Annotated in this window: 30 protein-coding genes and 3 tRNA genes; 16 read left to right on the plus strand and 17 right to left on the minus strand. The window is 66.2% G+C overall.

Annotated elements, in window-relative coordinates; translation table 11 throughout:
• Window positions 1–5 precede the first annotated feature (5 nt).
• A complete protein-coding gene (locus K6L26_RS25720) occupies window positions 6–764 on the minus strand; it encodes an endonuclease/exonuclease/phosphatase family protein (RefSeq protein WP_221851962.1) in 759 nt (252 codons plus the stop codon).
• A 66-nt stretch (window positions 765–830) separates the two neighbouring features.
• Between K6L26_RS25720 and K6L26_RS25725 the strand changes: the two genes are divergently transcribed.
• Window positions 831–1,379, plus strand: coding sequence for a nucleotidyltransferase family protein (locus K6L26_RS25725; RefSeq protein WP_085142664.1), 549 nt, complete (start codon window positions 831–833; stop codon window positions 1,377–1,379).
• Here the strand turns inward: K6L26_RS25725 and K6L26_RS25730 are convergent.
• Window positions 1,376–2,341, minus strand: a complete 966-nt coding sequence (locus tag K6L26_RS25730) for a helix-turn-helix transcriptional regulator (RefSeq protein WP_221851964.1) — start codon at window positions 2,339–2,341, stop codon at window positions 1,376–1,378. The genes K6L26_RS25725 and K6L26_RS25730 overlap by 4 nt on opposite strands.
• A gap of 61 nt (window positions 2,342–2,402) precedes the next feature.
• Here K6L26_RS25730 and K6L26_RS25735 point away from each other — a divergent pair, with 61 nt between their 5' ends.
• Window positions 2,403–2,927 (plus strand): DinB family protein, encoded by a 525-nt coding sequence (locus K6L26_RS25735; protein WP_221851966.1) that lies wholly within the window; start codon window positions 2,403–2,405, stop codon window positions 2,925–2,927.
• Window positions 2,928–2,930: 3 nt separating this feature from the next.
• Window positions 2,931–3,530, plus strand: coding sequence for a DinB family protein (locus K6L26_RS25740; RefSeq protein ID WP_221851967.1), 600 nt, complete (start codon window positions 2,931–2,933; stop codon window positions 3,528–3,530).
• A 2-nt stretch (window positions 3,531–3,532) separates the two neighbouring features.
• On the opposite strand, the gene K6L26_RS25745 is transcribed toward K6L26_RS25740, so the two are convergent.
• Window positions 3,533–4,141, minus strand: coding sequence for a TetR/AcrR family transcriptional regulator (locus K6L26_RS25745; RefSeq protein WP_047040350.1), 609 nt, complete (start codon window positions 4,139–4,141; stop codon window positions 3,533–3,535).
• Between the two features lie 76 nt (window positions 4,142–4,217).
• Here K6L26_RS25745 and K6L26_RS25750 point away from each other — a divergent pair, with 76 nt between their 5' ends.
• From K6L26_RS25750 to K6L26_RS25780, 7 genes are all read left to right on the plus strand, one after another.
• Window positions 4,218–5,216: an oxygenase MpaB family protein gene (locus tag K6L26_RS25750; protein ID WP_221851969.1), complete on the plus strand. Its 999-nt coding sequence runs from the start codon at window positions 4,218–4,220 to the stop codon at window positions 5,214–5,216.
• A 52-nt stretch (window positions 5,217–5,268) separates the two neighbouring features.
• On the plus strand, window positions 5,269–6,636 hold the full coding sequence (locus tag K6L26_RS25755; RefSeq protein WP_221851971.1) for an ABC1 kinase family protein: 1,368 nt from the start codon (window positions 5,269–5,271) through the stop codon (window positions 6,634–6,636).
• Window positions 6,637–6,645: 9 nt separating this feature from the next.
• On the plus strand, window positions 6,646–7,563 hold the full coding sequence (locus tag K6L26_RS25760) for an alpha/beta fold hydrolase (protein ID WP_043369401.1): 918 nt from the start codon (window positions 6,646–6,648) through the stop codon (window positions 7,561–7,563).
• Between the two features lie 170 nt (window positions 7,564–7,733).
• Window positions 7,734–8,612, plus strand: coding sequence for a cyclopropane mycolic acid synthase family methyltransferase (locus K6L26_RS25765; RefSeq protein WP_221851972.1), 879 nt, complete (start codon window positions 7,734–7,736; stop codon window positions 8,610–8,612).
• A gap of 185 nt (window positions 8,613–8,797) precedes the next feature.
• Window positions 8,798–9,658 (plus strand): cyclopropane mycolic acid synthase family methyltransferase, encoded by an 861-nt coding sequence (locus tag K6L26_RS25770; RefSeq protein WP_036389119.1) that lies wholly within the window; start codon window positions 8,798–8,800, stop codon window positions 9,656–9,658.
• Window positions 9,659–9,752: 94 nt separating this feature from the next.
• Entirely contained in the window at window positions 9,753–10,448 is a 696-nt protein-coding gene (locus K6L26_RS25775; protein ID WP_221851974.1) for a YciI family protein, read from the plus strand.
• Between the two features lie 7 nt (window positions 10,449–10,455).
• A complete protein-coding gene (locus K6L26_RS25780) occupies window positions 10,456–11,694 on the plus strand; it encodes an RNA polymerase sigma factor (protein ID WP_019346556.1) in 1,239 nt (412 codons plus the stop codon).
• 151 nt (window positions 11,695–11,845) lie between these two features.
• Here the strand turns inward: K6L26_RS25780 and rplA are convergent, their stop codons facing one another.
• From rplA to K6L26_RS25845, 13 genes are all read right to left on the minus strand, one after another.
• On the minus strand, window positions 11,846–12,553 hold the full coding sequence (gene rplA, locus K6L26_RS25785; protein ID WP_019344324.1) for a 50S ribosomal protein L1: 708 nt from the start codon (window positions 12,551–12,553) through the stop codon (window positions 11,846–11,848).
• Between the two features lie 103 nt (window positions 12,554–12,656).
• Window positions 12,657–13,085: a 50S ribosomal protein L11 gene (gene rplK / locus K6L26_RS25790; RefSeq protein ID WP_003881829.1), complete on the minus strand. Its 429-nt coding sequence runs from the start codon at window positions 13,083–13,085 to the stop codon at window positions 12,657–12,659.
• 68 nt (window positions 13,086–13,153) lie between these two features.
• The gene (nusG, locus tag K6L26_RS25795; protein ID WP_019344325.1) at window positions 13,154–13,957 is read right to left on the minus strand and encodes a transcription termination/antitermination protein NusG; all 804 of its coding nucleotides are present in this window, start codon (window positions 13,955–13,957) and stop codon (window positions 13,154–13,156) included.
• A 27-nt stretch (window positions 13,958–13,984) separates the two neighbouring features.
• Window positions 13,985–14,449: a preprotein translocase subunit SecE gene (secE, locus tag K6L26_RS25800; RefSeq protein WP_019344326.1), complete on the minus strand. Its 465-nt coding sequence runs from the start codon at window positions 14,447–14,449 to the stop codon at window positions 13,985–13,987.
• Window positions 14,450–14,521: 72 nt separating this feature from the next.
• A tRNA-Trp gene (locus K6L26_RS25805) sits at window positions 14,522–14,594 on the minus strand.
• Between the two features lie 163 nt (window positions 14,595–14,757).
• A complete protein-coding gene (gene hadC, locus K6L26_RS25810; RefSeq protein ID WP_019344327.1) occupies window positions 14,758–15,267 on the minus strand; it encodes a (3R)-hydroxyacyl-ACP dehydratase subunit HadC in 510 nt (169 codons plus the stop codon).
• A gap of 13 nt (window positions 15,268–15,280) precedes the next feature.
• On the minus strand, window positions 15,281–15,709 hold the full coding sequence (gene hadB, locus K6L26_RS25815; protein ID WP_019344328.1) for a (3R)-hydroxyacyl-ACP dehydratase subunit HadB: 429 nt from the start codon (window positions 15,707–15,709) through the stop codon (window positions 15,281–15,283).
• A complete protein-coding gene (gene hadA / locus K6L26_RS25820) occupies window positions 15,709–16,173 on the minus strand; it encodes a (3R)-hydroxyacyl-ACP dehydratase subunit HadA (RefSeq protein WP_036389125.1) in 465 nt (154 codons plus the stop codon). Before hadA ends, hadB begins: the two co-directional genes overlap by 1 nt.
• Window positions 16,174–16,183: 10 nt before the next feature.
• A complete protein-coding gene (gene rpmG / locus K6L26_RS25825) occupies window positions 16,184–16,351 on the minus strand; it encodes a 50S ribosomal protein L33 (RefSeq protein WP_003881823.1) in 168 nt (55 codons plus the stop codon).
• A gap of 46 nt (window positions 16,352–16,397) precedes the next feature.
• Window positions 16,398–16,471, minus strand: a tRNA-Met gene (locus K6L26_RS25830).
• 68 nt (window positions 16,472–16,539) lie between these two features.
• Window positions 16,540–16,612: transfer RNA gene (locus K6L26_RS25835), tRNA-Thr, on the minus strand.
• A 108-nt stretch (window positions 16,613–16,720) separates the two neighbouring features.
• Window positions 16,721–17,956, minus strand: a complete 1,236-nt coding sequence (locus K6L26_RS25840) for a globin domain-containing protein (RefSeq protein WP_019344330.1) — start codon at window positions 17,954–17,956, stop codon at window positions 16,721–16,723.
• Window positions 17,953–18,402: an RrF2 family transcriptional regulator gene (locus tag K6L26_RS25845; RefSeq protein WP_221851976.1), complete on the minus strand. Its 450-nt coding sequence runs from the start codon at window positions 18,400–18,402 to the stop codon at window positions 17,953–17,955. Before K6L26_RS25845 ends, K6L26_RS25840 begins: the two co-directional genes overlap by 4 nt.
• A 124-nt stretch (window positions 18,403–18,526) precedes the next feature.
• Here K6L26_RS25845 and K6L26_RS25850 point away from each other — a divergent pair, with 124 nt between their 5' ends.
• The 4 genes from K6L26_RS25850 (at window position 18,527) to K6L26_RS25865 (ending at window position 22,141) form a co-directional block, all read left to right on the plus strand.
• A complete protein-coding gene (locus tag K6L26_RS25850) occupies window positions 18,527–19,252 on the plus strand; it encodes an MBL fold metallo-hydrolase (protein WP_019344332.1) in 726 nt (241 codons plus the stop codon).
• A gap of 240 nt (window positions 19,253–19,492) precedes the next feature.
• Window positions 19,493–20,482, plus strand: a complete 990-nt coding sequence (locus K6L26_RS25855) for a phospholipase effector Tle1 domain-containing protein (RefSeq protein WP_019344333.1) — start codon at window positions 19,493–19,495, stop codon at window positions 20,480–20,482.
• A 73-nt stretch (window positions 20,483–20,555) separates the two neighbouring features.
• Window positions 20,556–21,407: a DUF8453 domain-containing protein gene (locus K6L26_RS25860; RefSeq protein WP_019344334.1), complete on the plus strand. Its 852-nt coding sequence runs from the start codon at window positions 20,556–20,558 to the stop codon at window positions 21,405–21,407.
• Between the two features lie 23 nt (window positions 21,408–21,430).
• Window positions 21,431–22,141 carry a crotonase/enoyl-CoA hydratase family protein gene (locus tag K6L26_RS25865; RefSeq protein ID WP_019344335.1) on the plus strand — a complete coding sequence of 237 codons (711 nt, stop codon included), beginning with the start codon at window positions 21,431–21,433 and terminating at the stop codon, window positions 22,139–22,141.
• Here K6L26_RS25865 and K6L26_RS25870 read toward each other — a convergent pair.
• Window positions 22,138–23,001 (minus strand): hypothetical protein, encoded by an 864-nt coding sequence (locus K6L26_RS25870; protein WP_221851978.1) that lies wholly within the window; start codon window positions 22,999–23,001, stop codon window positions 22,138–22,140. The two genes, K6L26_RS25865 and K6L26_RS25870, sit on opposite strands and share 4 nt — an antisense overlap.
• Window positions 23,002–23,125: 124 nt before the next feature.
• On the opposite strand from K6L26_RS25870, the gene K6L26_RS25875 reads away from it, so the two are divergent.
• Both K6L26_RS25875 and K6L26_RS25880 read left to right on the plus strand, forming a co-directional pair.
• Window positions 23,126–23,602 (plus strand): MarR family winged helix-turn-helix transcriptional regulator, encoded by a 477-nt coding sequence (locus tag K6L26_RS25875; protein ID WP_036389131.1) that lies wholly within the window; start codon window positions 23,126–23,128, stop codon window positions 23,600–23,602.
• Window positions 23,599–24,849 (plus strand): MFS transporter, encoded by a 1,251-nt coding sequence (locus K6L26_RS25880; protein WP_019344338.1) that lies wholly within the window; start codon window positions 23,599–23,601, stop codon window positions 24,847–24,849. Before K6L26_RS25875 ends, K6L26_RS25880 begins: the two co-directional genes overlap by 4 nt.
• Window positions 24,850–24,866 lie beyond the last annotated feature (17 nt).

Below are 24,866 nucleotides of genomic sequence, written 5' to 3' on the forward strand. Positions count from 1 at the left end.
CGGCGTCACCGCTCCGAAATGTCGACGACAAGCGCCCGGTGATCCGAAACCGGCAGCCGCGGTGCGGCACAGTCCCCGGCCGACAACCTGGCGTCGTCGGTGAGGATGTGGTCCAGCTGCACCGTCGGCTCGTCGGCCGGGAACGTCAACGCGGTTCCGAGCGGATGCCACCGGCCCGGTTGGCCCGGTCCCATGTTCAGATCGCCCATCAGCAGTCTCGGGCCCGGAAAGCCGCGGACGTCGCGGACCAGGTGCCGCAACTGCACGCGGTTCCACCAGGGAACGAACGACAGGTGGGTGTTGGCCACCGTGATCGGCCCCAGCGGAGTGTCGACGCGGCCGACGACCGCGGCCCGAGGTTCCTCATGGATGACCCGGACCCGACGAATCCCCGAGACGTACATGGGAAACCGGAACGGGATCCGCGGGAGCCTCAGCACCTGCCAGTTCTCGACCGGGAACCTGGACAGCAGGGCGATCCCGTAGGCGGCGGTGCCGGGTTGTTCGCTGCCGGTCGCGGCCATCCACGTCGCGCCGGGGGTTCCGGAGATGGCCGCGACGAATCGGTGGTACGGGGCGTTCATCGCATCGGCGGCCACGGCGGTCAGATCGGCCTTGCCCGACCGCGGCTGATCACAGTCGACCTCCTGCAGGGCCAGGATGTCGGGGTCCAGTTCGGTGACGGCCGCCGCCAATCTGCCCAAGTCGACATCGCCGTCGTGAACACTGCGTCCGTGCAAAATGTTGAAAGTGGCCAGCCGCATGGGTACCCCATACCCACAACGGCGTCGCCCCCATCATGACGATGCCCCGACAACCCGGGATGGCACGTGCTCGACCGCAACGATGAGCTGCGGGACGCGCTCAAACGCGCGGCGTCGGCGTTCAAGGCGCACGGCCCGCGGTTCGCCCTGGCCGGAAGCTATGCGCTGTGGGTGTACGGCGCGCCCGAACCCGTGCACGACGTCGATTTCGTCGTCGCCGAGACCGACGCGGAAGCGGCCGAGACGACGTTGCGCAAGGCCGGGTTCCAGATCGTGCACGTGCCCGAGGACTGGTTGTTCAAGGCCTATCCCGACGACGATGTCCTGGTCGACGTGCTCTACCAACTCAACGGTGTGTCGGTGGACGCCGACGTACTGGACCGCGGCGAGGTGCAGGATGTGCTCGCGGTCCGGATGCCGGTCCTGCCGCCGACGCTGGTGATGTCGGAGAAGCTGCGCTCGCTCAACGAACACCACTGTGACTTCGCCGCATTGCTGCCGGCGGCCCGCGCGGTGCGCGAGCAGGTCGACTGGGATGGGGTGCGGGTCGCGACCGCCGACAACGATTTCGCCGCCGCGTTCCTGACACTCGTCGACCGGCTGGGGATCACCTAGTCTGCGGTCGCGGCGCGCAGGCGGGCGGCGACGGCGCGTACCGCCGCGATCACCTCTGGTGGTTCCAGCACTTCGAAGTCGTGGCCGACGGTCGCGAAGTAGAGGACCATGCGTTCGGGGTCGTCGGCGCCGGCGGTGACGATGCAGGCGCCGGGCCCGTCGGGCTCGACGGTGGCCGAGGCCGGCGGAAACTTCTGTGCCACAACCTCTTGCGGGGCTTGATAGCGGACCCGGGCACGGTAGCGGTAGGGCGACGAGCTGATCGAGCGACGGACGTATTCGGCCGCGTCCGGAGCTGCGCGCGGCGCGAAGGTGCTGCCGCGGGCCGCCACCGCCGACATGCGGTCCAGCCGCAGGCTGCGCCAGTCCTCGCGGTCCCGGTCATAGGCCATCAAGTACCAGCGTCGCCCGGTGGTCACGAGTTGATACGGCTCCAACCGGCGCTGGGTGTGGTTACCGCGGATGTCGGTGTAGTCGGCCCTGACGTGTTCGCGGTCGCGGCAGGCTCGGGCCAGGGTCATCAGCACCTCGGGTTCCACCGGTGCGTCTGACGAGTTGGGTGCCAGCGTCACGGTCGCGCCGTGCACCGCCGAGACCTGCGAACGCAACCGCGAGGGCATGACCTGGTCGAGCTTGGACAGCGCCCGCAGCGCGGACTCGCCGACGCCGGCGACGCTGCCGCCGGCGGCCAGTCGCAGGCAGACGGCCATGGCGACGGCTTCGTCGGGGTCGAGCAGCAGCGGCGGCAACGCCGCACCCGCGCCCAGTTGGTAACCGCCACCCTGCCCCTTGCTGGCCTGCACCGGATACCCGAGTTCGCGCAGCCGCTCGATGTCACGACGGACGCTGCGGGTGGTGACATCGAGCCGCTCGGCCAGTTCCTCACCGGTCCAGGTCCTGCGCGACTGCAACAGCCCGAGGAGTTGCAGCACGCGGCCGGTGGTTTCGCTGCTCACCGTCATGCAAGAAGTGTGCCGTAGTTTTAGGACCGAATCTGTCCTATATAGGTGTCACAGTGGTCCTATGTGGACAAACCTTCTGGCCGAGCAACTCGACTTCCACTGGACGCATCAACTCCGACCGCGGCTCGACGGACTGACCGACGACGAGTATTTCTGGCAGCCGGTGCCCGACTGCTGGACCGTGCACCCCGACGGCGGCATCGACTTCAGTTATCCACCGCCCCAACCGGAACCGTTCACCACCATCGCGTGGCGGCTGGCTCACGTGATCGTCGGCGTGTTCGCCATGCGCAATCGCTCACACTTCGGTGGGCCGCCCGCCGACTATCAGTCGTGGCCGTACGCCACCGATGCGGCCACTGCCCTCACCCAACTCGACGACGCGTACCGGAATTGGATCGACGGAGTCCGGGGACTGAGCGAAGATGACCTGGCCAAGCCCGTCGGTCCGGCCGAAGGTCCGTGGGCCGAGCATTCGATGGCCGTGCTGATCCTGCACATCAACCGGGAGGTCATCCACCACGGCGCCGAGATCGCCTGCATTCGCGACCTTTACGTACACACCACCAAGAGCAAGGAGAACTGAACGATGCCCGGTATGCCCGCCCCCGCCGCCGACGAACGCCAGACGCTGATCGGATTCGTGGCCTTCCAGCAGAACGCCTTCTTCGCCGTGGCCCACGGCCTGACCGATGAGCAGGCTCGCTCCACCCCGTCGGTGAGCGCGCTGTCCATCGGCGGGCTGATCAAACACGTCACCGGGATGCAGCAGGGGTGGACGGCCCGCGCCGAGCATGCACCGCAGTTCCCGCCGCCGGATCCCCGGCCCATGGAAGAGCAGATGGCCGACTATGCCGACCAGTACGTGATGCACGAGCACGAGACACTGGCCGAGTTGCTCGACGCATTCAAGGCCCAGAACGCCGAGACGCTGCGCGTGCTCGCCGAAACAGATCTAGAGACCCCGGTCCCCGTACCCCACCACGTGCCGTGGTTTCCGCAGGATGTCGACAACTGGTCGGTCCGCTGGGTGGCCATGCATCTGATCGAGGAACTCAGTCGCCATGCCGGCCACGCCGACATCATCCGCGAATCCATCGACCGCGCAACGATGTACGAATTGTTGGCGGCCGAGGAGCAGTGGCCCGAGACCGACTGGATCAAGCGCTGGCGGCCGGCGGCGGTCTGAGGCTAGCGCCCCAGCACCAACCGCAGCGCGTAGTCCACCACGGCCTCGAGGTCGTCGCCCAGGTTCCCGCTCAGCCACTGCTGGGCGAGTTCGGCCATCGCCCCGGTGTACATGGCCGCACCGACCTGGGCGGCGACCGGGTCCGACCCCGGATTGAGCCGGCCGCCCTCCGACAGCACCGCCTCGCGTAACAAGTCCTGGGTGGCCGTGCGCCGGGCGGCCAGCACCGGGTTGGCCCTGGCGTCGGTGAACAGCACTCGTCCCCGACGCGGGTCGGCCGAACTGAAGCCCAGTACGGCGGCGATCCCGGCGCGGGTTCTGGACCGAACGGACTCGCCCGCCCCGGCCATCGCGGCGTCGACGTCGGCCGCCAAGGCCGCACTCACCTGGTCGTAGACCGCGCCGAGCAGGTCGTCGGTATCGGCGAAACTCTCGTAGAAGTAGCGGGTGTTGAGGCCGCACTCGCGACAGACCGAGCGCACCGACAGCGCGGCTTCCCCGCCGTCGCCGAACAGCCGGAAGGCCGCGTCGACGAGCAGTGCGCGACGCTCGGCACGGCGGTCCGTGAGCGGCACGCCGGCCCAGCGGGTCGGGGTGGGTGCTCCGGTCATTGCTTCAGACTAGATCTGGTCACACCCGTACCCAAAATGTATTCTGGCTACAGACGTAACCAGAAGGGGGTCCGCGGTGGACATGCCACACCAGGTGCTCGAGCAGATGCTGCAGCGGAAGTTCGACAAGGACATTCGCCAGCACTACTTCCGTGGCATGGAGTTCGCCGGGCCGGCGGGTGACCCGGGATGGTTCGGACCGGGCAGCGCGGTCTGGCACGTCCACTCACACACCGAGGCGTTGATCTTCGGCCTGCAGTGCGCGGCGTACATGGAGCGCCTCGATCCGTCGATCTACTGGATGGGCATGCACCATTCGCGACTGGTCAAACGCGACCCCGAGACCGGGGTGGCGGTGCCGCAGATCGATCCGCAGGGCGCGGCGGTCCGGCTGGGCCATTCGATCGCGTTCTTCATCGGCACCGCCTACGGCAACACCGAAACCGCCGAGCGGGTCGCCAAGACCGTGCGTTCCATGCACCACACCATCAAAGGCACCCGCCCGGACGGGGCAAAATACGACGCCGACGATCCGGACTGGCTGCGCTGGAACTACGCGACCGTGGTGTGGGGGCTGGCCACCGCACACGAGATCTACCATCCGAATCCGTTGCGCGGCAAGAAACTTGACCGGTACTACGGTGAGTTCGTCCGCGTCGGCCACGCCTTGGGCGGCACCGACCTTCCGGCCACCAAGGCGGAGACGCTGGACTGCCTCGAGTCGTACCTGCCCAAGCTGGCGCTGACCCACGGCGCGGCGATGGCCACCGGCTCCAACCTGCCCATGCCGCAGAGCGCGGTCGACTGGGCGATCCGCGACACCATGCCCAAGTGGGCCAAACAGCTCATCGGGCACACCGATCCGAACCCGATCGAGCGGGCCGGCCGGCGTGCCGTCGTGTGGTCGATCATCAACGGGCTGCACACCGCGGCCGGCACCACGCTGGAGTTCCGCCAAGCCCAGAAGCGGGTCGCCGGAGGCACCACTGTGCCGCACACCGAGCCCGCCTACGTGCCCGGAAGCGACCCCGTCCTGAGCCGCGACGAGGTCGAAGAAAGTTTCACGTCGGTGTGACGCACGGCACAGATGTTTTTGGCCGCACCGCGGCCTTTGAGACACTGCAGCTATGAGCACTACGCCGCCGAAAACCAAGCACCGCGAGGTCGCCAGGTTGAGCCGGGTGCCCCTTCCGGTCGAAGCCGCCCGTATCGGCGCCACCGGATGGCAGATCACCCGCACCGGGGTCCGGGTCGCCGCCAACATCTTCGGCGGCGGGTCCCTGCAGCAGAAGATCATCAAGCAGGTGCCGCAGACCTTTTCCGACCTGGGTCCCACCTATGTCAAGTTCGGCCAGATCATCGCGTCCAGCCCGGGCGCCTTCGGTGAGCCGCTGAGCCGCGAGTTCCGCGGTCTGCTCGACCGGGTGCCGCCCGCCGACACCGAAGAGGTCCACAAGCTTTTCGTCGAGGAACTCGGCGACGAGCCGTCGAACCTGTTCAAGAGTTTCGACGAGAAGCCGTTCGCGTCAGCATCGATCGCGCAGGTGCACTACGCCACGCTGCACAGTGGCGAGGAGGTGGTGGTCAAGATCCAGCGCCCGGGGATCCGCCGCCGCGTCGCCGCTGACCTGCAGATCCTCAAGCGCGGCGCGCAACTGGTCGAGCTGGCCAAGCTGGGACGGCGACTGTCGGCCCAGGATGTGGTCGCCGACTTCGCCGACAATCTCGCCGAAGAGCTCGACTTCCGGCTGGAGGCCCAGTCGATGGACGCCTGGGTGTCGCACATGCATGCCTCCCCGCTCGGCGAGAACATCCGGGTGCCGCAGGTGTACTGGGATCTGACCAGCCAGCGCGTGCTGACGATGGAACGGGTCACCGGCGTCCGCATCGATGACGTGGCCGCCATCCGCAAGAAGGGCTTCGACGGCACCGAGCTGGTCAAGGCCCTGTTGTTCAGCGTGTTCGAGGGCGGCCTCAAACACGGGCTGTTCCACGGCGACCTGCACGCGGGCAACCTCTACGTCGACGACGACGGCAAGATCGTGTTCTTCGACTTCGGCATCATGGGCCGCATCGACCCGCGCACCCGCTGGCTGTTGCGCGAGCTGGTGTACGCACTGCTGGTCAAGAAAGACCATGCGGCCGCCGGCAAGATCGTGGTGCTGATGGGGGCCGTGGGGACGGTGAAGCCCGAGGCACAGGCCGCCAAAGACCTGGAGAAGTTCGCTACCCCCCTCACGATGAAGTCGCTGGGCGATATGTCCTACGCCGAAATTGGCAAGCAGCTCTCTGCGCTGGCCGATGCCTACGACGTCAAACTGCCCCGGGAACTGGTGTTGATCGGCAAGCAGTTCCTCTACGTCGAGCGCTATATGAAACTGCTGGCGCCGAGGTGGCAGATGATGAACGATCCCCAGCTCACCGGGTACTTCGCCAACTTCATGGTGGACATCAGCCGCGAACACAAGGAAAACGCCGACGGGATCGAGGCCTGAGTGGCCGGCATGAAGGTGCGAACCGGATTCGCCAAGTCGTCCGCGGAACCCGGCGACGTCGACCTGTACTACGAGGACATGGGCGACCCGAACGATCCGGCCGTGCTGCTGATCATGGGCTTGGGCGCACAGATGTTGTTGTGGCGCACCGGTTTTTGCGAGAAGCTGGTCAACCAGGGTCTGCGCGTCATCCGCTACGACAACCGCGATGTGGGCCTGTCCACGAAGTTGTCGGGCAAGCGGGTCGATTCCCCACTGCCGCTGCGGATGGCCCGGTCGTTCCTGGGCCTGCGCAGCCCGTCGGTCTACACGCTCGAAGACGTCGCCGACGATGCTGCCGCCCTGCTCGATCACCTCAACATCGACACCGCGCACATCGTCGGCGGGTCGATGGGCGGGATGATCGCGCAGATATTCGCGTCCCGGTATGCCGAGCGCACCAAGACGCTGGCGGTGATCTTCTCCAGCAACAACCAGCCCCTGCTGCCGCCACCCGGCATCAAACAGCTGCTGTCGGTCATCACCGGCCCGCCCGCCAACTCGTCGCGAGAAGCCATCATCGACAACGCCGTTCGGATCAGCAAGATCAACGGCAGCCCCGGATATCCCACTCCCGAAGACGAGATCCGGGCCCAAGCCGCCGAGCTGTACGACCGCGCCTATTACCCGGCCGGAATCGCCAGGCACTTCGACGCCATCCTCGGCAGCGGCAGTCTGCGCCACCACGACAAGCGGATCAAAGCCCCCACGGTGGTCATCCACGGCCGCTCCGACCGGCTGATGCGGCCGTACGGTGGCCGCGCAGTGGCCCGGGCGATCGACGGCGCCCGCCTGGTGTTGATCGACGGCATGGGTCACGAGCTACCGGAACCGGTCTGGGACGAGGTCGTCGGCGAGCTCAAGACAAACTTTGCCATGTCCCACTAGTTTCTCTGCGTCGGCAACGTTAATTATCGAATTCGCCTTTGCCAGGTTTTGAAAGCTGGGTAGCTGGCAATCCTCGCCCTACAGTTTCAGCAGCAGTCTGGGGGGCGGCTAGGTCAAGACGTGGCATAGCGCAGCTCACCTCGGTCGGTCTCTGCCCCGAGAGGTTGCGCGTGCCCAGTAAGCCGGGAAAACTCAAACCCCACTTCGACGACGTACAAGCCCACTACGACCTATCCGACGATTTCTTCGCCCTGTTCCTGGACCCCACCAGGACGTACAGCTGCGCCTACTTCGAACGCGATGACATGTCGCTGCAGGAAGCACAGACCGCGAAGATCGACCTGGCCCTCGGCAAGCTGGACCTCCGGCCCGGAATGACCCTGCTCGATATCGGATGCGGCTGGGGCGCAACGCTTATGCGGGCGCTCGAGCGCTACGACGTCAACGTCATCGGGCTCACGCTCAGCCGCAACCAGGCCGCTCACGTCCAGGCGTTGTTCGACGAGAGCGACAGCCCACGTGCCAAGCAGGTGCTGCTCGCCGGCTGGGAGGAGTTCGACGAGCCGGTGGACCGGATCGTGTCCATCGGAGCGTTCGAGCACTTCGGCCCCGACCGATACGACGACTTCTTCCGCTTCACGCGCCGCGCCCTGCCGGACGACGGAGTGATGCTGCTTCACACCATCACCGCGATTCATCCGCGATACGCGCACGAGCGGGGCATTCCGCTCACGTTCGAGCTGGCCAAGTTCATCAAGTTCATCGTCACCGAGATCTTTCCCGGCGGCCGGCTGCCCACCATCGAGATGGTCGAGGAGCATGCGCAGCGGGCGTCGTTCCATCTCACGCGCCGGCAGTCCTTGCAGCCGCACTACGCCCGCACCCTCGATCTGTGGGCGGCGAACCTGGAGGCCAACCGCGAGGAGGCCATCCGGATGCAGTCCCAGGAGGTCTACGACCGCTACATGCGATACCTCACGGGCTGCGCGAACCTCTTCCGCGTCGGCTACACCGACGTCAACCAGTTCACCCTGCATGTCGCCGGGTGATTTCCTTCGCCGACGAATCGCGCCCGTGGCATTTCCGCAGGCCTCACGGGGCAAATGAGCGTACGGCACATTGATCTCGTTTGCCGACAAAATCAACTGATGCGAGCGCCTGCACGAACCCCACTCTGGCCTGCGGTACGCTGACATCCGCGGGGAGAACTCTTACAGCTTGGAGCATTTCGAATATGTCCAAATTGACGCCGAAATATGAAGAACTGCAGTCGATCTACGACATTTCAAACGAATTTTACGAACTGTTTTTAGGCCCCACAATGGGATACACGTGTGGCTATTTCGAGCGCGAGGACATGACCGGCGACGAGGCTCAGATCGCCAAGTTCGACCTGGCGCTCGGCAAGCTGGGTCTCGAACCCGGCATGACTCTGCTCGACATCGGCTGCGGCTGGGGCGCGTGCATGGCACGGGCGATCGAGAAGTACGACGTCAATGTCATCGGCCTGACCCTCAGCGGTGAGCAGCGCGAGTACGCCATCGAAAAGCTCTCCAAGGTCCCCACGCAGCGCAACGTCGAGGTTCGGTTGCAGGGGTGGGAGGAGTTCGACGACAAGGTCGACCGCATCGTGTCGATCGGGGCGTTCGAGCATTTCGGATTCGAGCGCTACCCGGCGTTTTTCGAGACGGCCTACAACGCACTGCCCGACGACGGCATCATGCTGCTGCACAACATCACCGGATTCGACCTTCGGCAGGGCCAGAAGCTCGGCCTGCACATGACGTTCGAGGACGCCCGGTTCGCGCGCTTCATCATGACCGAGATCTTCCCCGGCGGTCGCCTGCCTTCGGTGGAGATGGAGAAGGAAAAAGCGATCGAGGCCGGGTTCAAGCTCACCCAGCTGCAGGAGATCGGCCCGCACTACGTCCGGACCCTCAAGATCTGGGCCGACGCGCTCGAGGCCCACAAGGACGAGGCCATCGCGATTCAGGGCCAAGAGGTCTACGACCGCTACGACAAGTACCTCAACGGCTGCCAGAAGTACTTCGCCTCGGGCCACATCAGCGTGCATCAGTTCACGCTGCAGAAGTAATCTCGCGCTCCTGTCGGATCCGGGCATCGCCGTTCGTCGGATAGGTAGAGAGTGGAACAGACGGTTCTCACTCGCTGACCCACCGGAGACGACGATGCACTACTTCGCATTACTGATCAGCCAGGACGTGGAACTCGCGCCCGAGCAGCAGGCCGAAGGCATGGCGGCCTTCCAGGCCTTTCACGCCAAGGCCCAGTCGTCGATCCGGGCCGGCGACGCGCTGGACAGAAGCGCTGCCGCCACCCGGATCGACGGCGGTCCGGACCACCCGACCATCACCGACGGCCCGTTCGCCGAGGGAGCCGAGGTGGCCTGCGGCTATTACGTGTTCGAGGCAGACAATCTCGATGAAGCGCTGGCCCTGGCGCGCGACATCCCGGTCGCCCAGTTCGGCGCGGTCGAGGTGTGGCCGATGGTCCACTGGCAGGCCCCCGAGAAGCCCCTCGGCAACGATTGGCTGGCGCTGCTGCTGGAACCGGCGCAGGACGTGAACACGCCAGGAACCGACGAGTGGAATCAGCAGGCGGGCCTGCACGTCGAACTCGCCAAGACCATCGGCGACAAGACACTGGCGGGCGCGCCGCTGCATCCGCCGTCAACCGCGACCACGGTGCGGGTGCGTGACGGCAAGGTGCTGCTGACCGACGGGCCCTATATCGAAGGTGCCGAGGTGGCCAACGGCTTCTACGTGTTGCGGGCCTCCGATCGCGACGAGGCGGTCAAGCTGGCGTCGATGATTCCGGCGTCGGCCATTGAGGTCCGCCAGTTGGCCGGGGTATCGGGCCTGTAGTCGCCACGTGACCGAGCTGGACGGCGTCTTCCGGCGCGAGTGGGGCCCGGCCGTAGCCGCGCTGGCGCGATGGTCGGGCGATCTCTCGGTGGCCGAAGACGCCGTCCAGGAGGCCTGTGCGCAGGCTCTGCGGGTTTGGCCGGCCGACGGGGTGCCGGTCAATGCCGGGGCATGGTTGACGACCGTGGCGCGCAACCGGGCTCTGGACCGGCTGCGGCGTGAATCCGCCCGCCCCGGAAAGGAACTCGCGGCCGTGTATGAGCAGGTGAACGCGTCGGGTAGTGCCGGCGAACTGCACCCGGTACGCGATGACGAATTGCGGATGATGTTCACCTGCGCTCATCCCGCACTGGATCCCAGTTCGCAGCTGGCCCTGACGCTGCGGCTGATCTCGGGGCTCACCGTCACCGAGATAGCCCGTGCCCTGCTGCAGTCCGATTCCGCGGTCGGTCAGCGAATCACCCGCGCCAAGAACAAGATTCGCCAGGCCAACATCCCGTTGCGGGTGCCACCACCGGAGCTCCTGGACGAACGCACACCGCATGTGCTCGGCTGCATCTATTCGGTGTTCACCGAAGGTTACTGGTCTACCGGCGGGCCGTCGGCCATCCGTGACGAACTGTGTGACGAAGGCGTCCGGCTCGCCGGTGAGCTGTGCGCGTTGATGCCCGGCAATCGGGATGCGCATGCGCTCGCCGCGCTTGTGCTGCTGCATGATTCGCGACGACGCACCCGCGTGGACACTGCCGGCGCGCTGATACCGCTGGATGAGCAGGACCGCGGGCAATGGGATCGGGGACGGATCGCGCGGGGTCTGGAACAGCTGCGGTTGGCCGAGGGGGCCGGCGGCTCCTACCTACCGCAAGCGGTGATCGCGGCACTGCACGCGACGGCGCCCACCTGGCAGCACACCGACTGGGCCACCATCTGCGTGGCCTATGACCGCTTGGCCGAGATGACGGGCTCACCGGTGGTGCGCGCCAATCGTGCACTCGCCGTTGGGTTTCGCGACGGCTTCGCAGCCGGGCTGGCCGCGCTCGACGAGGTGGCCGAGGATCCGCGGCTGGCCCGGACCAACACCGTGGCCCCGATCCGGGCGGACCTACTGCGTCGGGCGGGCCGCCTCGACGAGGCCGTGCGCTGGTACCGCGTCGCACTCGATGGTTCCGGGTCGGAGCCGGCCGCGGCCTTCCTGCGCCGCCGCCTCGCCGAATGCGCCCCAGAAACGCCGAATGGCCAGTTATGACACGCGATTCAGAGAATCTTGTGCCGTAACTGGCCACTCGGGCTCAAAACCAAGCCTCAGAGCCGATGGTCGGCTCCGCTGCGCTACGCCTCAGAGCCCATGGTCGGCTCCGCTGCGCTACGCCTCAGAGCCCATGGTCGGCTCCGCTGCGCTACACCTCCGTGAAGTTCCGGGTCACCGCCGGGTCAACCGGGATACCCGGGCCCGTGGTGGTGGAGACGGTCACCTTCTTGAGGTAACGACCCTTCGAGGACGACGGCTTGGCCCGCAGCACCTCGTCGAGGGCGGCGCCGTAGTTCTCGGCCAGCTTGGCCTCGTCGAAGGACGCCTTGCCGATCACGAAGTGCAGGTTGGCCTGCTTGTCGACGCGGAAGTTGATCTTGCCGCCCTTGATGTCGGCCACAGCCTTGGTGACATCCGGGGTGACGGTGCCGGTCTTGGGGTTCGGCATCAGACCGCGCGGGCCCAGCACGCGGGCGATCCGACCGACCTTGGCCATCTGATCCGGGGTGGCGATCGCGGCGTCGAAGTCCAGGAAACCGCCCTGGATCTTCTCGATCAGGTCGTCGCTGCCGACGACATCGGCGCCGGCGGCCAGCGCCTGCTCGGCCTTCTCACCGACGGCGAACACGGCGACGCGGGCGGTCTTACCGGTGCCGTGCGGCAGGTTGACGGTGCCGCGGACCATCTGGTCAGCCTTGCGGGGGTCCACACCGAGGCGGATGGCGACCTCGACGGTGGCGTCCTGCTTCTTGGAGGAGGTCTCCTTGGCCAGCTTCGCGGCCTCAAGCGGCGTGTAGAGCTTGGTCCGGTCGACCTTCTCCGCGGCTTCGCGGTATGCCTTGCTGTTCTTGCTCATTGAAAATCCAATCGTGTCTGTTGGAGTCGTGGTGCGGGCCGATGCCAGCCCTCCCACTGAGGATGCGGATATTCGACCTCTGCTGTCGGGTCGATCCGCTTCGCTACTCGACCGTGATGCCCATCGACCGGGCAGTGCCGGCGATGATCTTCGACGCAGCGTCGATGTCGTTGGCGTTGAGATCGGCCTTCTTGGTCTCAGCGATCTCGCGCACCTGGTCCCAGGTCACCTTGGCGACCTTGGTCTTGTGCGGCTCGCCCGAGCCCTTCTGCACACCGGCTGCCTTGAGCAGCAGCTTGGCGGCGGGCGGGGTCTTCAGTGCGAACGTGAAGCTGCGATCCTCGTAGACGGTGATCTCCACGGGGATGACGTTTCCGCGCTGCGACTCGGTCGCGGCGTTGTACGCCTTGCAGAACTCCATGATGTTGACGCCGTGCTGGCCAAGCGCAGGACCGACCGGCGGGGCGGGGTTGGCCTGCCCGGCCTGGATCTGCAGCTTGATGAGCCCGGCGACCTTCTTCTTCGGGGCCATGCTTCTGGTGTTCCTTTACTTGCTCATCCAAGGGCGCGAACGCCCGTTGTTTCTAGCCGCTGTGGCGACTAAATCTTGGAGACCTGGTTGAAGGTCAGTTCGACCGGCGTCTCGCGGCCGAAGATCGAGACCAGCACCTTGAGCTTCTGCTGTTCGGCGTTGACCTCGCTGATCGAGGCGGGCAGCGTCGCGAACGGGCCGTCCATGACGGTGACGGACTCGCCGACCTCGAAATCGACCAGGATCTCGGGCCGTTCGAGGGTGGCCTCGGTGCTGGCACCGGTGGCAGCGGCGGCGGCGGCCTTGGCGGGCTTCTTGGCCGCGCCCTGCGGCAGCAGGAACTTCACCACGTCGTTGAGCGACAGCGGCGACGGACGCGAGGTGGCGCCGACGAATCCGGTGACACCCGGGGTGTTGCGCACCGCGCCCCACGACTCGTCGTTGAGCTCCATACGAACGAGGATGTAGCCGGGCAGCACCTTGCGGTTGACCTGCTTGCGCTGGCCGTTCTTGATCTCGGTGACCTCTTCGGTGGGCACCTCGACCTGGAAGATGTAGTCACCGACGTCCAGGTTCTGCACGCGGGTCTCGAGGTTGGCTTTCACCTTGTTCTCGTAACCGGCGTAGGAGTGGATGACGTACCAGTCGCCTGGCTTGAGCCGCAGCTCCTTCTTGAGGGCGACTGCCGGGTCTTCGTCTTCGTCGGCGGCGGGAGCCTCTTCAGCCTGTCCAGCCTCTTCGACCGACTCGGTCTCGTCGGCCGTCTCGGGGGCGGCAGCTTCTGGGCTGTCCGACTCCAGGTCGTCGGTCTGCGACTCGACGGCGTCGACGGTCTCGTCGGCGACGGTCTCGTCGCCGTCGAACGTAGTCACGTTGTCAGTCCTCTCTCAAATTCCAGATCAGGTGCCGAACACCAGCGACACCAGCTTCGCCAGGCCAAGGTCGGCGCCGGAGATCAGCGCGACCATGAACACCAGGAAGACCAGCACCACCGTGGTGTAGCTGACCATCTGCTTGCGGTTCGGCCAGATCACCTTGCGCAGCTCGGCAACGACCTGCTTCAGGTAGTTGACGACGAACATGATCGGGTTTCGCGACGGGCCGGTCTTCTTGGCCTTCGCCTTCTTCGCCTTCTTCGCCTTGCCGGAGTCGGCCTTGGCATCTTCGCTCGACGCGTCGCCCTCGGCGGCCTCGTCACTGTCGGCCTCGGCAGCCGCGCCACGACGGGTCCGCTTGCCGGTCGGGCGAAGCGGCCGGGTCACCACCGCGGTCTGACCGTGGGAGCTGTCCGTTGCCCCGGTGTCGGTGCTGGCGTCGGTTCCAGTGTCGTCTGCGGAGCCGGCACCTTCGCGCTCGTCGCTCACCGCATGCCTTTCATCCTGGTTTTTGTGTGTTCACCTTCCAGTGTGCACACGTTGTCGAGTATTCAGTTTGAGCAGGGGCGACAGGACTTGAACCTGCAACCTGCGGTTTTGGAGACCGCTGCTCTGCCAATTGAGCTACGCCCCTCTGTTGGTGACTCAACTTGCGCTTCATCACCGTACTGCGCCGAGGCTTACACAATTCGCGCGCGGCCCGCTCGACTGGTCAAGCCGACGGACAGCGCGCTGAAATGGGAAAAACCCCGAGTGCCGAGTGTACCCCGGCGTGCGTGTCATCTACTAATCGACCGCTACTCCCCGGCCGCCTTACGCATGACCTTGCCGGTTTCCGGATCCCACTTCACCTGGATGGAATCGTCGGCATCGTGGCCCATCATCGTCGTGATGGCCTCCAGGACCACGTCGCCGTCGTCGTTGGTGCAGACGTTGTGAGTGACGACGATGTCGGCGCCGAAGCGCTCCTCGACCGAGGCGATCTCCATGACGGCGTGCAGCTGATCGCCGGCCTTGAGCGGCTTGCGGTAGAGGAACTTCTGGTCGACCTGGACGATCTGCTTGGTTTCCATGCCGACGTCGACGTTCTGGAAGAAGTGTTCCTGCACCAGCAGTGCCAGGGTGGAGGCGAAGGTGAGCGGGGCGATGAGGGCGTCGTGGCCGAGTTCGGCGGCGGCCGCCTCGTCGTGGCTGGCCGGATCCATGGCCTTGACGGCCTTGGCGTACTGACGGATCTGCTCGCGGCCGATCAGGAAGGGGTGCGGATACTTCCAGACCATTCCGAGGATGTCGACCTTGAGTGCCATGGCCCAGAACTCCTTACGCCAGTTGTGCGGTCGCGATCGCGCGCCCGAAGATCTTCTTTCCGCCTGCGGTCGCCGAGATGGCGATGGTGACCAGTTTCTCTTCGGGATCCACGGCCTTGATGCGTCCGTTGAACACGATCTCGGCGCCGACGCCGTCGTTGGGGACGGGCACCACGGCGGTGAAGCGGACGTTGTATTCCTTGACCGCGGCCGGGTCGCCGACCCATTCGGTGACGTAGCCGCCGCCGACGCCCATGGTCAGCATGCCGTGGGCGATCGCGGTGTCCAGGCCGACCTGCTTGGCGATCTCGTCGTCCCAGTGGATCGGGTTGAGGTCACCGGACACGCCGGCGTAGTTGACCAGGTCTCCGCGGGTCAGCGGGATCACGCGCTCCGGAAGCGTGTCGCCGACCTTGACCGAACTGAACTCGCGCAGCGCCATCAGTTAAAACCCTCTTCTCCGTCACCCGCACGCCCGGCCAGGGTCGTGTAGGCCTCCTGGACCACCTCACCTTTTTCATTGGTGATGATGTTCTTGGTCACGATGATGTCGGTGCCGTGCGCTTTCCGCACGGAATGCACGTACACGTCGCAGTACAGCTTGTCCCCGGCCAAGACCGGCTTGAGGAACTTGAGCTCCTGATCGACCTGGACGATCTGAGCGTCCTGGATGCCGATCTCGGCCCACTCGAAGAAGGCCCACTGCGCCTGGTAACCGAAAATGCAGATAAAGGTCAGCGGCGCGGGCAACGAGTCGTGGCCGAGCTCAGCTGCGGCGGCTTCGTCGTGGTAGAACGCATCGTTGTTCTTGACCGCGAGCGCGTGTTCGCGGATCTTCTCGCGCCCGACCTCGTAGTGCTCAGGATGCCGGTAGTGCATCCCGACGATGCTGGTCGAAAGAGCCACGAGCGTTGGGCTACCGCGACTCTTTGTGCGGCTGGTGGGTGCCGCAGTTGGGGCAGAACTTCTTGATCTCGAGCCGGTCGGGATCGTTGCGGCGGTTCTTCTTGGTGATGTAGTTGCGGTGCTTGCACACCTCGCACGCCAAAGTGATCTTCGGCCGTACGTCGGTACTCGACGCCACGTCAGTTCTCCCTGCTCAAAATCACGCTCTGCTTTTGATGTTCCTGTAGCGGTGGGGAGGCTCGATCTCCCGACCTCACGATTATGAGTCGTGCGCTCTAACCAGCTGAGCTACACCGCCCCGGAGGGTCCCAGGTGGGGCTCCACGTCCGGATCTCCCGCGTCGCTTCGCTCGCCTGGCGTCCACCGAGCCCCCTAACGGAATCGAACCGTTGACCTTTTCCTTACCATGGAAACGCTCTGCCGACTGAGCTAAGGGGGCTTGTTGCGCGTCCGTAGCCGCGCAGCCTTAAAGAGGGTACAGCCTCCCCGGCAGCCAAACCAAACCGCAGGTCAACGCGGCCGCCGAGGAGCTGTTTTCCCAGGTCGCCTAGTCCAGGAGCCAGTCGTTGGGTGCGAACAGCTCGCAGTGCACCCGCTCGTGGGCGATGCCGCGGTCACTCAGCTGGCCGCGAACCGCCTCGACGAATCCCGCCCCGCCGCACAGGTAGTAGGAGGCCTCGGCGGGCAGTTCGATGCCGTCGAGCTTGAGCAGGCCGGCATGGACGCCGGGGGCGCCGGCGGTGACGCCGTCCTCGTACCAGAGGTCGAGGCTCGCGTGGGGCAGCGCCTCGATCAGCTCGTGCTGACGCTCGCGCAGCGGATGGCCGCTGTCGCTGCGGTCCGCGTGCAGAACCCGCACCTCGGTGTCGGGGGCCTCGGCGGCCAGGAATTCCAGGATGCCGACCATCGGGGTGATACCGATTCCCGCCGACACCAGCACCAGCGGGCCGTCGGGGCGGCCGCCGTTGTACAGGTCGCCGAACGGCACCGTGATGTCGAGCAGGTCGCCGACGCACAGGTTGGCGCGGATCCAAGACGACACCTCGCCCGCGGGCTGGTCGGCGACGGCGTCCACCGGTTTGACCGCAAAGGTCAGGTCGGTCGATCCGGGTACCCCGACCAGGCTGTACTGCCGTAGCTGACGGGCACCGTCGGGCAGCGTCACGCCTACCGAGACGTATTGCCCCGCAGTGAAGTTGACGGGCGCGGCAGCGCGGACGGTGACCAGCACCGCGCCGGACGGGTCGTCGACGCGGGAGATGACGCGCAACCGCCGGAAGACGTCACCGGGTTCGACGCCGGCACTCGCGTACAGGTCCCGCTCCAGCGCGATCAGCGTGTCGGCCATGATCCAGTAGACGCGGTCCCAGGCTTCGGCCACCTCGGCCGTCACGGTCTCGGCGCCCAGCACCTCGACGATCGCCGCGAACAGGTTGTCGTGCACGATCGGGTACTGGTCGGCGGTGATGCCGAGCGAGGCGTGCTTGTGGCCGATGCGCGCCAGCAGGGCCGACGGGTGCGGCAGGTCGGGGTTGACCAGGTGGGTGGCGAACGTCGCGATCGACGCCGCCAGCGCGCGCTGTTGGGCCCCTTGGGCCTGGTTGCCACGGTTGAACAGGTTGCGCAGCAGTTCCGGGTGGTTGGCAAACAGTCGGCGGTAGAACTCCGAGGTGATCTCGTCGATGTGCGCACCGATGAGAGGCAGTGTCGCCGAGACGATTTCGGCGTGGTGCGGCTCGAGTTCGTCGCGTACCGCGGACGGCTCGGGGCTGGTGACGGTCATCGGAGATTCCCTTCGGTTGTGAGTTGTAAAACGATCGGCAGGCGGCTGTCTGCCGTGAGGTCTGTGACGGTGTAGCGGTCGAGTTCGCGATAGAACGCCTCTTTGGCGTCGGCCAGCACGCGGCGGAGCCGGCAGGCCGCGATGAGCGGACAGGGCGATTCGCCGCCGCATTCGATGACCTCGCGGTCACCTTCGAGTTCGCGCACCAGCCGGCCGATCGAGGCGTTGCGCCCGGGCTCGGTGAGCACCAGTCCCCCGACCCGGCCCCGCCGGGCGTGCACCATGCCGAGCTCGGAGAGCTTGGAGACCGCCTTGGCGACGTGGTGCTCGGACGCGTTGGCGCCGGCAGCGATGGTGCGGGTGGTGATGCGCCGGTTCTCGGATTCGCCCGAGGACAGCAGCATCAGCGTGCGCAGTCCTAGGTCGGTGAACCGGGTGAGGTGCATACCGGTGACGTTAGTAATTCCGCATTTTCGATGCGAGTTTTATCGCTGTGGGTTCAAACACGTCATGACGTGCGGTTTTTGGACCTGCGGGGATGTCGTGACGGAGCCGCAATAGGCTTGACGCATGTCCGAACCCAGCGCCCAAGACCGCTTGTACTTCCGGCAGTTGCTGTCGGGTCGCGACTATGCGGCCGGCGACCCGATCGCGGCGCAGATGCGCAACTTCTCCTATCTGATCGGCGACCGCGAAACCGGTGAGGCCGTGGTGGTCGACCCGGCCTACGCCGCCAACGACCTGGTCGACGTGATCGAGAACGACGGCATGCGGCTGTCCGGGGTGCTGGTCACCCACCACCACCCCGACCATGTCGGCGGCACCATGATGGGCTTCACGCTGGCGGGCCTCGCCGAGCTGCTGGAACGCCAGAGCGTGCCGGTCCATGTCAACACCCACGAGGCCGACTGGGTCTCGAAGGTCACCGGAATCGCACCGAGCGAGCTGACCGCACACGTCCACGGCGACACGGTTTCCGTCGGCGCCGTGCAGATCGAGCTACTGCACACTCCCGGCCACACCCCGGGTAGTCAGTGCTTTCTGCTCGACGGCCGCCTGGTCGCCGGCGACACGTTGTTCCTCGACGGATGCGGGCGTACCGACTTTCCCGGCGGCAATGTCGACGACATGTTCCGCAGCCTTCAGGCGTTGGCCAAGCTGCCCGGAGACCCGACCGTCTTCCCCGGCCACTGGTACTCGGAGGAACCGAGTGCCCGGCTGGACGAGGTCAAACGCAGCAACTACGTGTATCGGGCGTCGAACCTTGAGCAGTGGCACATGCTGATGGGCGGCTGACGAATCGCTTCAGCCGGCCGTTTTGCGAAATCCGAGGAAACGGCCGCGCCCGGACGGAGAAATTCCGCTCCATAGCCCGTCATCTGCCACGGATTTCGTTGCCTAATCCGTTGCAATAGGAACTAAGCACCGTTTTGCGCGATTCGAGTAGTGCGATACTCAGGACACCGGAACACGGACCCGGCAAAGTAGCTGTCAGCAATTGATGAGCCGTAGTTGACAGTCCCGCCGGGGGTCGCCGTGAAGAACATCGTGCTGTGCTTCGACCACACAGATGAACATCCCGGACTCCGCGACGCATCGAATACCGAGATCCTGTTTCGGTTGCTGGACAGCACCGATCAGCTGAACTGGTATCACAGCGGCGCGGCGATGGGACAGGGCAGACGAAAGACGCCCGGCCGCCGCGGCGACGCCGTCAGCGAAGCCCGGGCAGCCATCGTCGAGGCATACCGATTCCTCGGCGACGCCTGGGATCCCGGGGATCAGATCTTCGTCTTCGGCGGCGGCGAGGGCGGGCACCGCGCGGGTGAGCTGGCCACCCTGCTCGGCACGGTCGGCTTGCTGCCGGCACATTCCGCAGACGTGCTGGACTACGCGCTGGCCACCTACGTGCTGCCCCGCACGCCACGCACCCCTCAGGATTGGCGACAGATCAGGGTGTTGGCGGCCCAACTCGTCGGCGACCACGACCCCGCCGTACCGGTGCGGTTCGTCGGGCTGTGGAATGCGACCGCCACCCCGGGCACCAAGCAGCGGATGGGCCCGCTGCCGACGGTGGAATCGGGCCGGCATGCGGTGGCGGTGGATGGCGGCCGCCGGACCATGCGGTACTGCGAACACCTCGACGAAGTCTGGTTCCGGGGCACCCGCGGTGATGTCATCGGCGGCCCCGGCGCGTGCTGGCCGCTGGCCGATATCGCCCTCGACTGGATGCTGGACGGAGCCATCGCCGCGGGGCTTGCGGTGGTCGACAACAGTGCCTGCCCCACCGATCTGGATGCGCTGGCCGGGACCTCCCTCTCCATCGGCCCGCGCCGGGCACCGCTGGACGCCAAGGTGCACGCGAGTGTGGAGGTGTATCTGCGCTCGCATCCGCACTATTGGCGGCGACTGCCCGCGCGTATCGAATGGGCCGACGCCGAATGGCTGGCCCGCGGTGAGCGCCTGGTGCACACTCCGGTGACCGCCACCGGGCAGCCCGACATCCTCACCGCCGTCGCGTCGTGAGACGAGCGGTTTTAGCTGAAGTTTGCTGAGCCGGACCGCTGCCCCCACTGAAAGTCCGTGATATACCCACTTGGTGGGGATCATCGATTCAGTCACGGAGCGGGGGCGTGAGTTGGCTAGTTTCGAACCGGGTGCATGGACTGCGCTCGCGGCATGGGTGGCGATCGTCGTCGTCGTCATCGCGTTGATCTATGCGTGGCGGCAGTATTTGAAGGCCAGGGAGCGCCAGGCCGAGCTGACCCAGCCCAATGTGTCGATGTTCATGGAGCCCAGCAGTGCCGATTGGCATCTGGTCGAACTTGTCGTGCGCAATTACGGGCAACGTCCGGCCTATGGGTTGCGGTTCGAGTTCGCGAACCCGCCGACGGTCGGCAAGTACGAAAGCTCCTACGACGACAACTTCGTCGACATCGTGCCGTTGAACCTGCCATCTGAGATTCCATACCTGGCGCCGTCGCAAGAGTGGCGCATCGTGTGGGATTCGGCGCTGGACCGCAAGCAATTGGGCGAGGCCATCGCGTCGCGTTTCGACGGCGCGATCACCTACTACGACGAGCCGGGCTCGCCCGGTAAGCCCAGTGGCCGCAAGCTGCGCAACACCGCGGTGCTCGATTGGGCGACGCTGCCGCCGGTGGACCGCATGGAGTTGCTCACCACTCATGACCAGGCCCGCCGCGAGAAGCAGAAGCTGGAGTTGTTGCGCGGTGTGCTGACGTATTTCCAGTACGCGGCCAAGGAGAGTGACGAGCAGACGCTGCGCAACGAGATCAACCGCATCAACGCCTTGGGTGCGGAGGTGCGGTCCCGCTGGCGTAACCGCTACGAGGCCAGTCACGACGACGATGACGACGATTACGACGACGACGATCCCGAGACCGATCTGATCAAGCCGCCGGCTTCCTCCGGCAGGCGTCATCGGGCCTGAGGCCAGTCGCTAGCATCAGTGCGATGAGCAGCCTGGTGAGCTACGAGCTCAACGACGCCGTAGCCACGATCACGATGGATGACGGCAAAGTCAACGCACTGTCGCCTGCGATGCAGGCCGAGATCAACGCGGCACTGGATCAAGCCGCGGCCGGCGCGGCTTCCGGCGAGGTGAAAGCCGTGGTGCTGGCCGGTAATTCGAAGGTGTTCAGCGGCGGGTTCGACCTGAGTGTCTTCTCGTCGGGCGACGTGGCCGCGACGCTGGGCATGCTCGCCGGCGGTTTCGAACTGGCAGTGCGGTGCCTGAGTTTCCCGGTGCCGGTGATCATGGCAGCGACCGGGCATGCCATCGCGATGGGTTCGTTCCTGCTGCTGTGCGGCGATCACCGGGTCGGCTCGTCGACGGCGCGATGCCAGGCCAACGAGGTGAAGATCGGGATGACACTGCCGATCGCGGCCATCGAGATCATGCGGATGCGCTTGACCCCGGCCACTTTTCAGCGGGCCAACTCCATGGCGGCGGTGTTCACCGGTGACGCGGCGATCGCGGGCGGTTGGGTGGACGAGCTGGCCGACGCCGACGCTGTCCTGTCACGGGCGCAGGAGGTGGCTGCCGAGGCTGCGACGACGCTGCACACCGGGGCGCACGTGGCCAGCAAGCTCAAGGCCCGCGCCGGGGCGCTGACCGCGATCAGGGCTGGAATCGACGGGCTGGCAACGGAATTCGCGGGCTAGACCCACTCCCCCGTCGCACGTGAAGCACGCGAGGCCCACGCTTTGGCGATGCGGCCGAGCGCGTTGGCGGCTCCTTCACGGGACGTGACCCGAATGACGATCCACCCCGTTTCGACCATCGCGTCGACGCGCTGGATGTCCTTGCGAAGCTGCTCCGGATCGGTGTGGTGGTGGCCTTCGTATTCCAGCGCGATCTTGAGCTCCGGCCATGCCAGGTCGACGTCGCCGATCAGCGCGCCGTACTCGTTGTAGACGGGATATTGCGTTTGTGGTCGCCGATAGCCGGCACGAATCACCAATAGCCGCAGCCAAGTTTCCTGCGGCGACTCCGCCCCGGGGTCCACCAGCGCGATGGTGGCACGCGCCTGCCTGATGCCTTTGCGGCCCGTGTGCCGATCGGCGGCTTGCTCGATGTCGGCGACCTTCAGGTGGGCAGCTCTGGCCAACGCGTCGATCGCAGCGACAGCGGTGTCCTCGGGAAACTTGCAGGCCAGATCGACCGCCGTACGAGCCGGTGTGGTGAGGCGGATTTCGCCGATCGAGCAGATCTCGTCATCCTCGATCGCGTCGGCCCAGGTGACGATCCCCCGGGTCGGCCGTCGATTGTTGATATCGATGACGTAGGCGGGCAGGCTCGGCTCGATCCACCGCGCCCCGTGAAAGGCCGATGCGGAGAACCCGGCCAGGACTCCGTGTCCCCGAGACCGCAACCAGGCCGCCTTGGCCCGCAGTAGCGCGGTCGGCCTGGCGTCCCTGGCGACGTAGATGTCGCGATGGATGGCTCTGAATCGGGTTCTCAGTTCATGCCGCGTCAAAGCTCCCGAGGCCAGCGCTTGGCTTCCGACGAATGGATCCCCCATGGGCGGAGTCTGCCGAGCCGTACCGACAGTTCACCTGTGAAGCGCTGCGGCGATTTTTCGACCGTTTTTCCGCCACAGCGCTGCACACGCGGTCCGGAACGACCATTCGCTCGGAGATATATCTATGTGCTATGCACATATAGTGCCTCGCTACAACCAACTCGATGAGCTTCTGGTGCGCATCCACACCGTGCGGCAGCGCCCGGGGTGGCGGCGCCGGCTGATCGACGCGTCGGGCAGTGTTCCGTCGCTGTCGACGCTGCGGGTGCTGCGGGCCGTCGAGCAGCGGGAGAAAGCCGGGCAGAGCGCATCGGTCGGCGAGGTGGCCGAGTACATGGCCGTCGAGCACTCCACCGCCAGCCGCACCGTCGCCAATGTCGTCGCGGCCGGCCTGCTGACCAAGACCCTCGCCGCGCAGGATCAGCGCCGGTGCGAGCTCACTCTTACCGACACGGGGCGTCAGGCGCTGGCCGCCGTCACCGAACGGCGGCGCGAGATGGTCGCCGAGACGGTGGCCGACTGGGCCGAATCCGATGTCGACAAGCTCGTCGAACTGCTGGAGCAACTGGTCACCGATTTCGAGCGGGGAATCAGCTCGTGACAGCCGAGACCGCTGCCCGCCCGCAACCGCGCGGTGCGCTGCGGCTGATGTTCGACCCGGTCTTCGGCGCGTTGTTCTGGGGCAAGATGTTCTCCGTCGTCGCGGTGTGGACGCACGGCATCGTCGCGGCCATCGTGATCTTCGATGCCACGGGTTCGGCGGTGATGGTGGGCATGGTCGGCGTCGCACAGTTCCTGCCTCAGCTCATCTTGAGCCCGACCAGCGGCAAGTGGGCCGATGTCGGCAACCCGGCCCGCCAGATCCTGTGGGGACGGGTGTTGTGCATCATCGGCTCGGGTTCGACAGCCCTCTGGCTGGGCGCGGCACCGGACCTGCAGGGCACCGCCGCAGCGGTGCCAGTGCTGGTCGGCTCTACGCTCGTCGGCTTCGGTTTCGTGATCGGCGGCCCGGCCATGCAATCGATCGTGCCGAGCCTGATCCGCGACGGCGAACTGCCGACGGCCATGGCGCTCAACAGCATTCCGATGACCATCGGCCGCATCCTGGGCCCGGCCATCGGCGCGTTCCTGGCCGCCCGTTTCGGCGCCGCGCCGGGCTTCGCGATCAGCGCCGGCCTGCACCTGGTGTTCGCGATCTTCCTGCTGCTGGTCACTTTCCCGGCCCGTCCCGAGCGCAGTCCCGACGGGGACTACCGGGTGCGCGCGGCCCTGGCTTACGTGTGGCGAGACCGTCCGCTGTTGCTGGCGTTGCTCGCGGTCACCACGGTCGGGTTCGCTTCGGATCCGTCGATCACGCTCACGCCGTCGATGGCCGAAGCGCTCGGCGGCGGCGCCCATCTGGTGGGGGCACTGTCGGCGGCGTTCGGCCTCGGCGCCGCGCTCGGCATGGTGGTCCTGGCCGCGATGCGCGGACGGCTGCCCGCTGCCCGGGTCTCGGCGATCGGGCTGTGGCTGCTGGTGGCCGGGTGCGGCCTGCTGGCCCTGGGCACCGTGGCGGCCTTGGCGCTGGCCGGTTTCGCGATTGCGGGGCTGGGTTTCGGCTGGGCGATGACGGGTCTGAGCACCGTTGTGCAGGAGCGGGCGCCGGAGGCGTTGCGTGGCCGCATCATGGCGCTGTGGCTGGTGGGCTTCCTCGGCTCGCGCCCGTTCGCGGCGGCGCTGCTGGGCGGTGCGGCCGACGTGTTCGACGTGCGCGTGGCATTCGTGATCGCCGGCGCCATCACCCTGGCGGTCGCGCTGGCGGCCCGGCCGCGTGCGCTGTCGGCGCCAAATCCGGTGGCGGCCTGACCCCGTCTCCTATCGTG

This window comes from Mycobacterium farcinogenes, from assembly GCF_019739075.1.
Classification (GTDB): domain Bacteria; phylum Actinomycetota; class Actinomycetes; order Mycobacteriales; family Mycobacteriaceae; genus Mycobacterium; species Mycobacterium senegalense.

Coding starts and splice junctions, on each gene's coding strand:
- K6L26_RS25770 (WP_036389119.1), top strand. CDS start 8,798: ATGTCCAAATTGACGCCGAAATATGAAGAACTGCAGTCGATCTACGAC.
- K6L26_RS25840 (WP_019344330.1), bottom strand. CDS start 17,956: ATGACCGTCACCAGCCCCGAGCCGTCCGCGGTACGCGACGAACTCGAG.
- K6L26_RS25775 (WP_221851974.1), top strand. CDS start 9,753: ATGCACTACTTCGCATTACTGATCAGCCAGGACGTGGAACTCGCGCCC.
- K6L26_RS25730 (WP_221851964.1), bottom strand. CDS start 2,341: ATGACGGTGAGCAGCGAAACCACCGGCCGCGTGCTGCAACTCCTCGGG.
- K6L26_RS25875 (WP_036389131.1), top strand. CDS start 23,126: ATGTGCTATGCACATATAGTGCCTCGCTACAACCAACTCGATGAGCTT.
- rplK (WP_003881829.1), bottom strand. CDS start 13,085: ATGGCCCCGAAGAAGAAGGTCGCCGGGCTCATCAAGCTGCAGATCCAG.
- K6L26_RS25745 (WP_047040350.1), bottom strand. CDS start 4,141: ATGACCGGAGCACCCACCCCGACCCGCTGGGCCGGCGTGCCGCTCACG.
- rplA (WP_019344324.1), bottom strand. CDS start 12,553: ATGAGCAAGAACAGCAAGGCATACCGCGAAGCCGCGGAGAAGGTCGAC.
- hadB (WP_019344328.1), bottom strand. CDS start 15,709: ATGGCGCTGCGCGAGTTCAGTTCGGTCAAGGTCGGCGACACGCTTCCG.
- K6L26_RS25870 (WP_221851978.1), bottom strand. CDS start 23,001: ATGGGGGATCCATTCGTCGGAAGCCAAGCGCTGGCCTCGGGAGCTTTG.
- K6L26_RS25735 (WP_221851966.1), top strand. CDS start 2,403: ATGTGGACAAACCTTCTGGCCGAGCAACTCGACTTCCACTGGACGCAT.
- K6L26_RS25865 (WP_019344335.1), top strand. CDS start 21,431: ATGAGCAGCCTGGTGAGCTACGAGCTCAACGACGCCGTAGCCACGATC.
- K6L26_RS25845 (WP_221851976.1), bottom strand. CDS start 18,402: ATGCACCTCACCCGGTTCACCGACCTAGGACTGCGCACGCTGATGCTG.
- K6L26_RS25760 (WP_043369401.1), top strand. CDS start 6,646: ATGAAGGTGCGAACCGGATTCGCCAAGTCGTCCGCGGAACCCGGCGAC.
- K6L26_RS25720 (WP_221851962.1), bottom strand. CDS start 764: ATGCGGCTGGCCACTTTCAACATTTTGCACGGACGCAGTGTTCACGAC.
- K6L26_RS25755 (WP_221851971.1), top strand. CDS start 5,269: ATGAGCACTACGCCGCCGAAAACCAAGCACCGCGAGGTCGCCAGGTTG.
- hadC (WP_019344327.1), bottom strand. CDS start 15,267: ATGGCACTCAAGGTCGACATCCTCGGAATGGTCTGGAAGTATCCGCAC.
- K6L26_RS25740 (WP_221851967.1), top strand. CDS start 2,931: ATGCCCGGTATGCCCGCCCCCGCCGCCGACGAACGCCAGACGCTGATC.
- K6L26_RS25850 (WP_019344332.1), top strand. CDS start 18,527: ATGTCCGAACCCAGCGCCCAAGACCGCTTGTACTTCCGGCAGTTGCTG.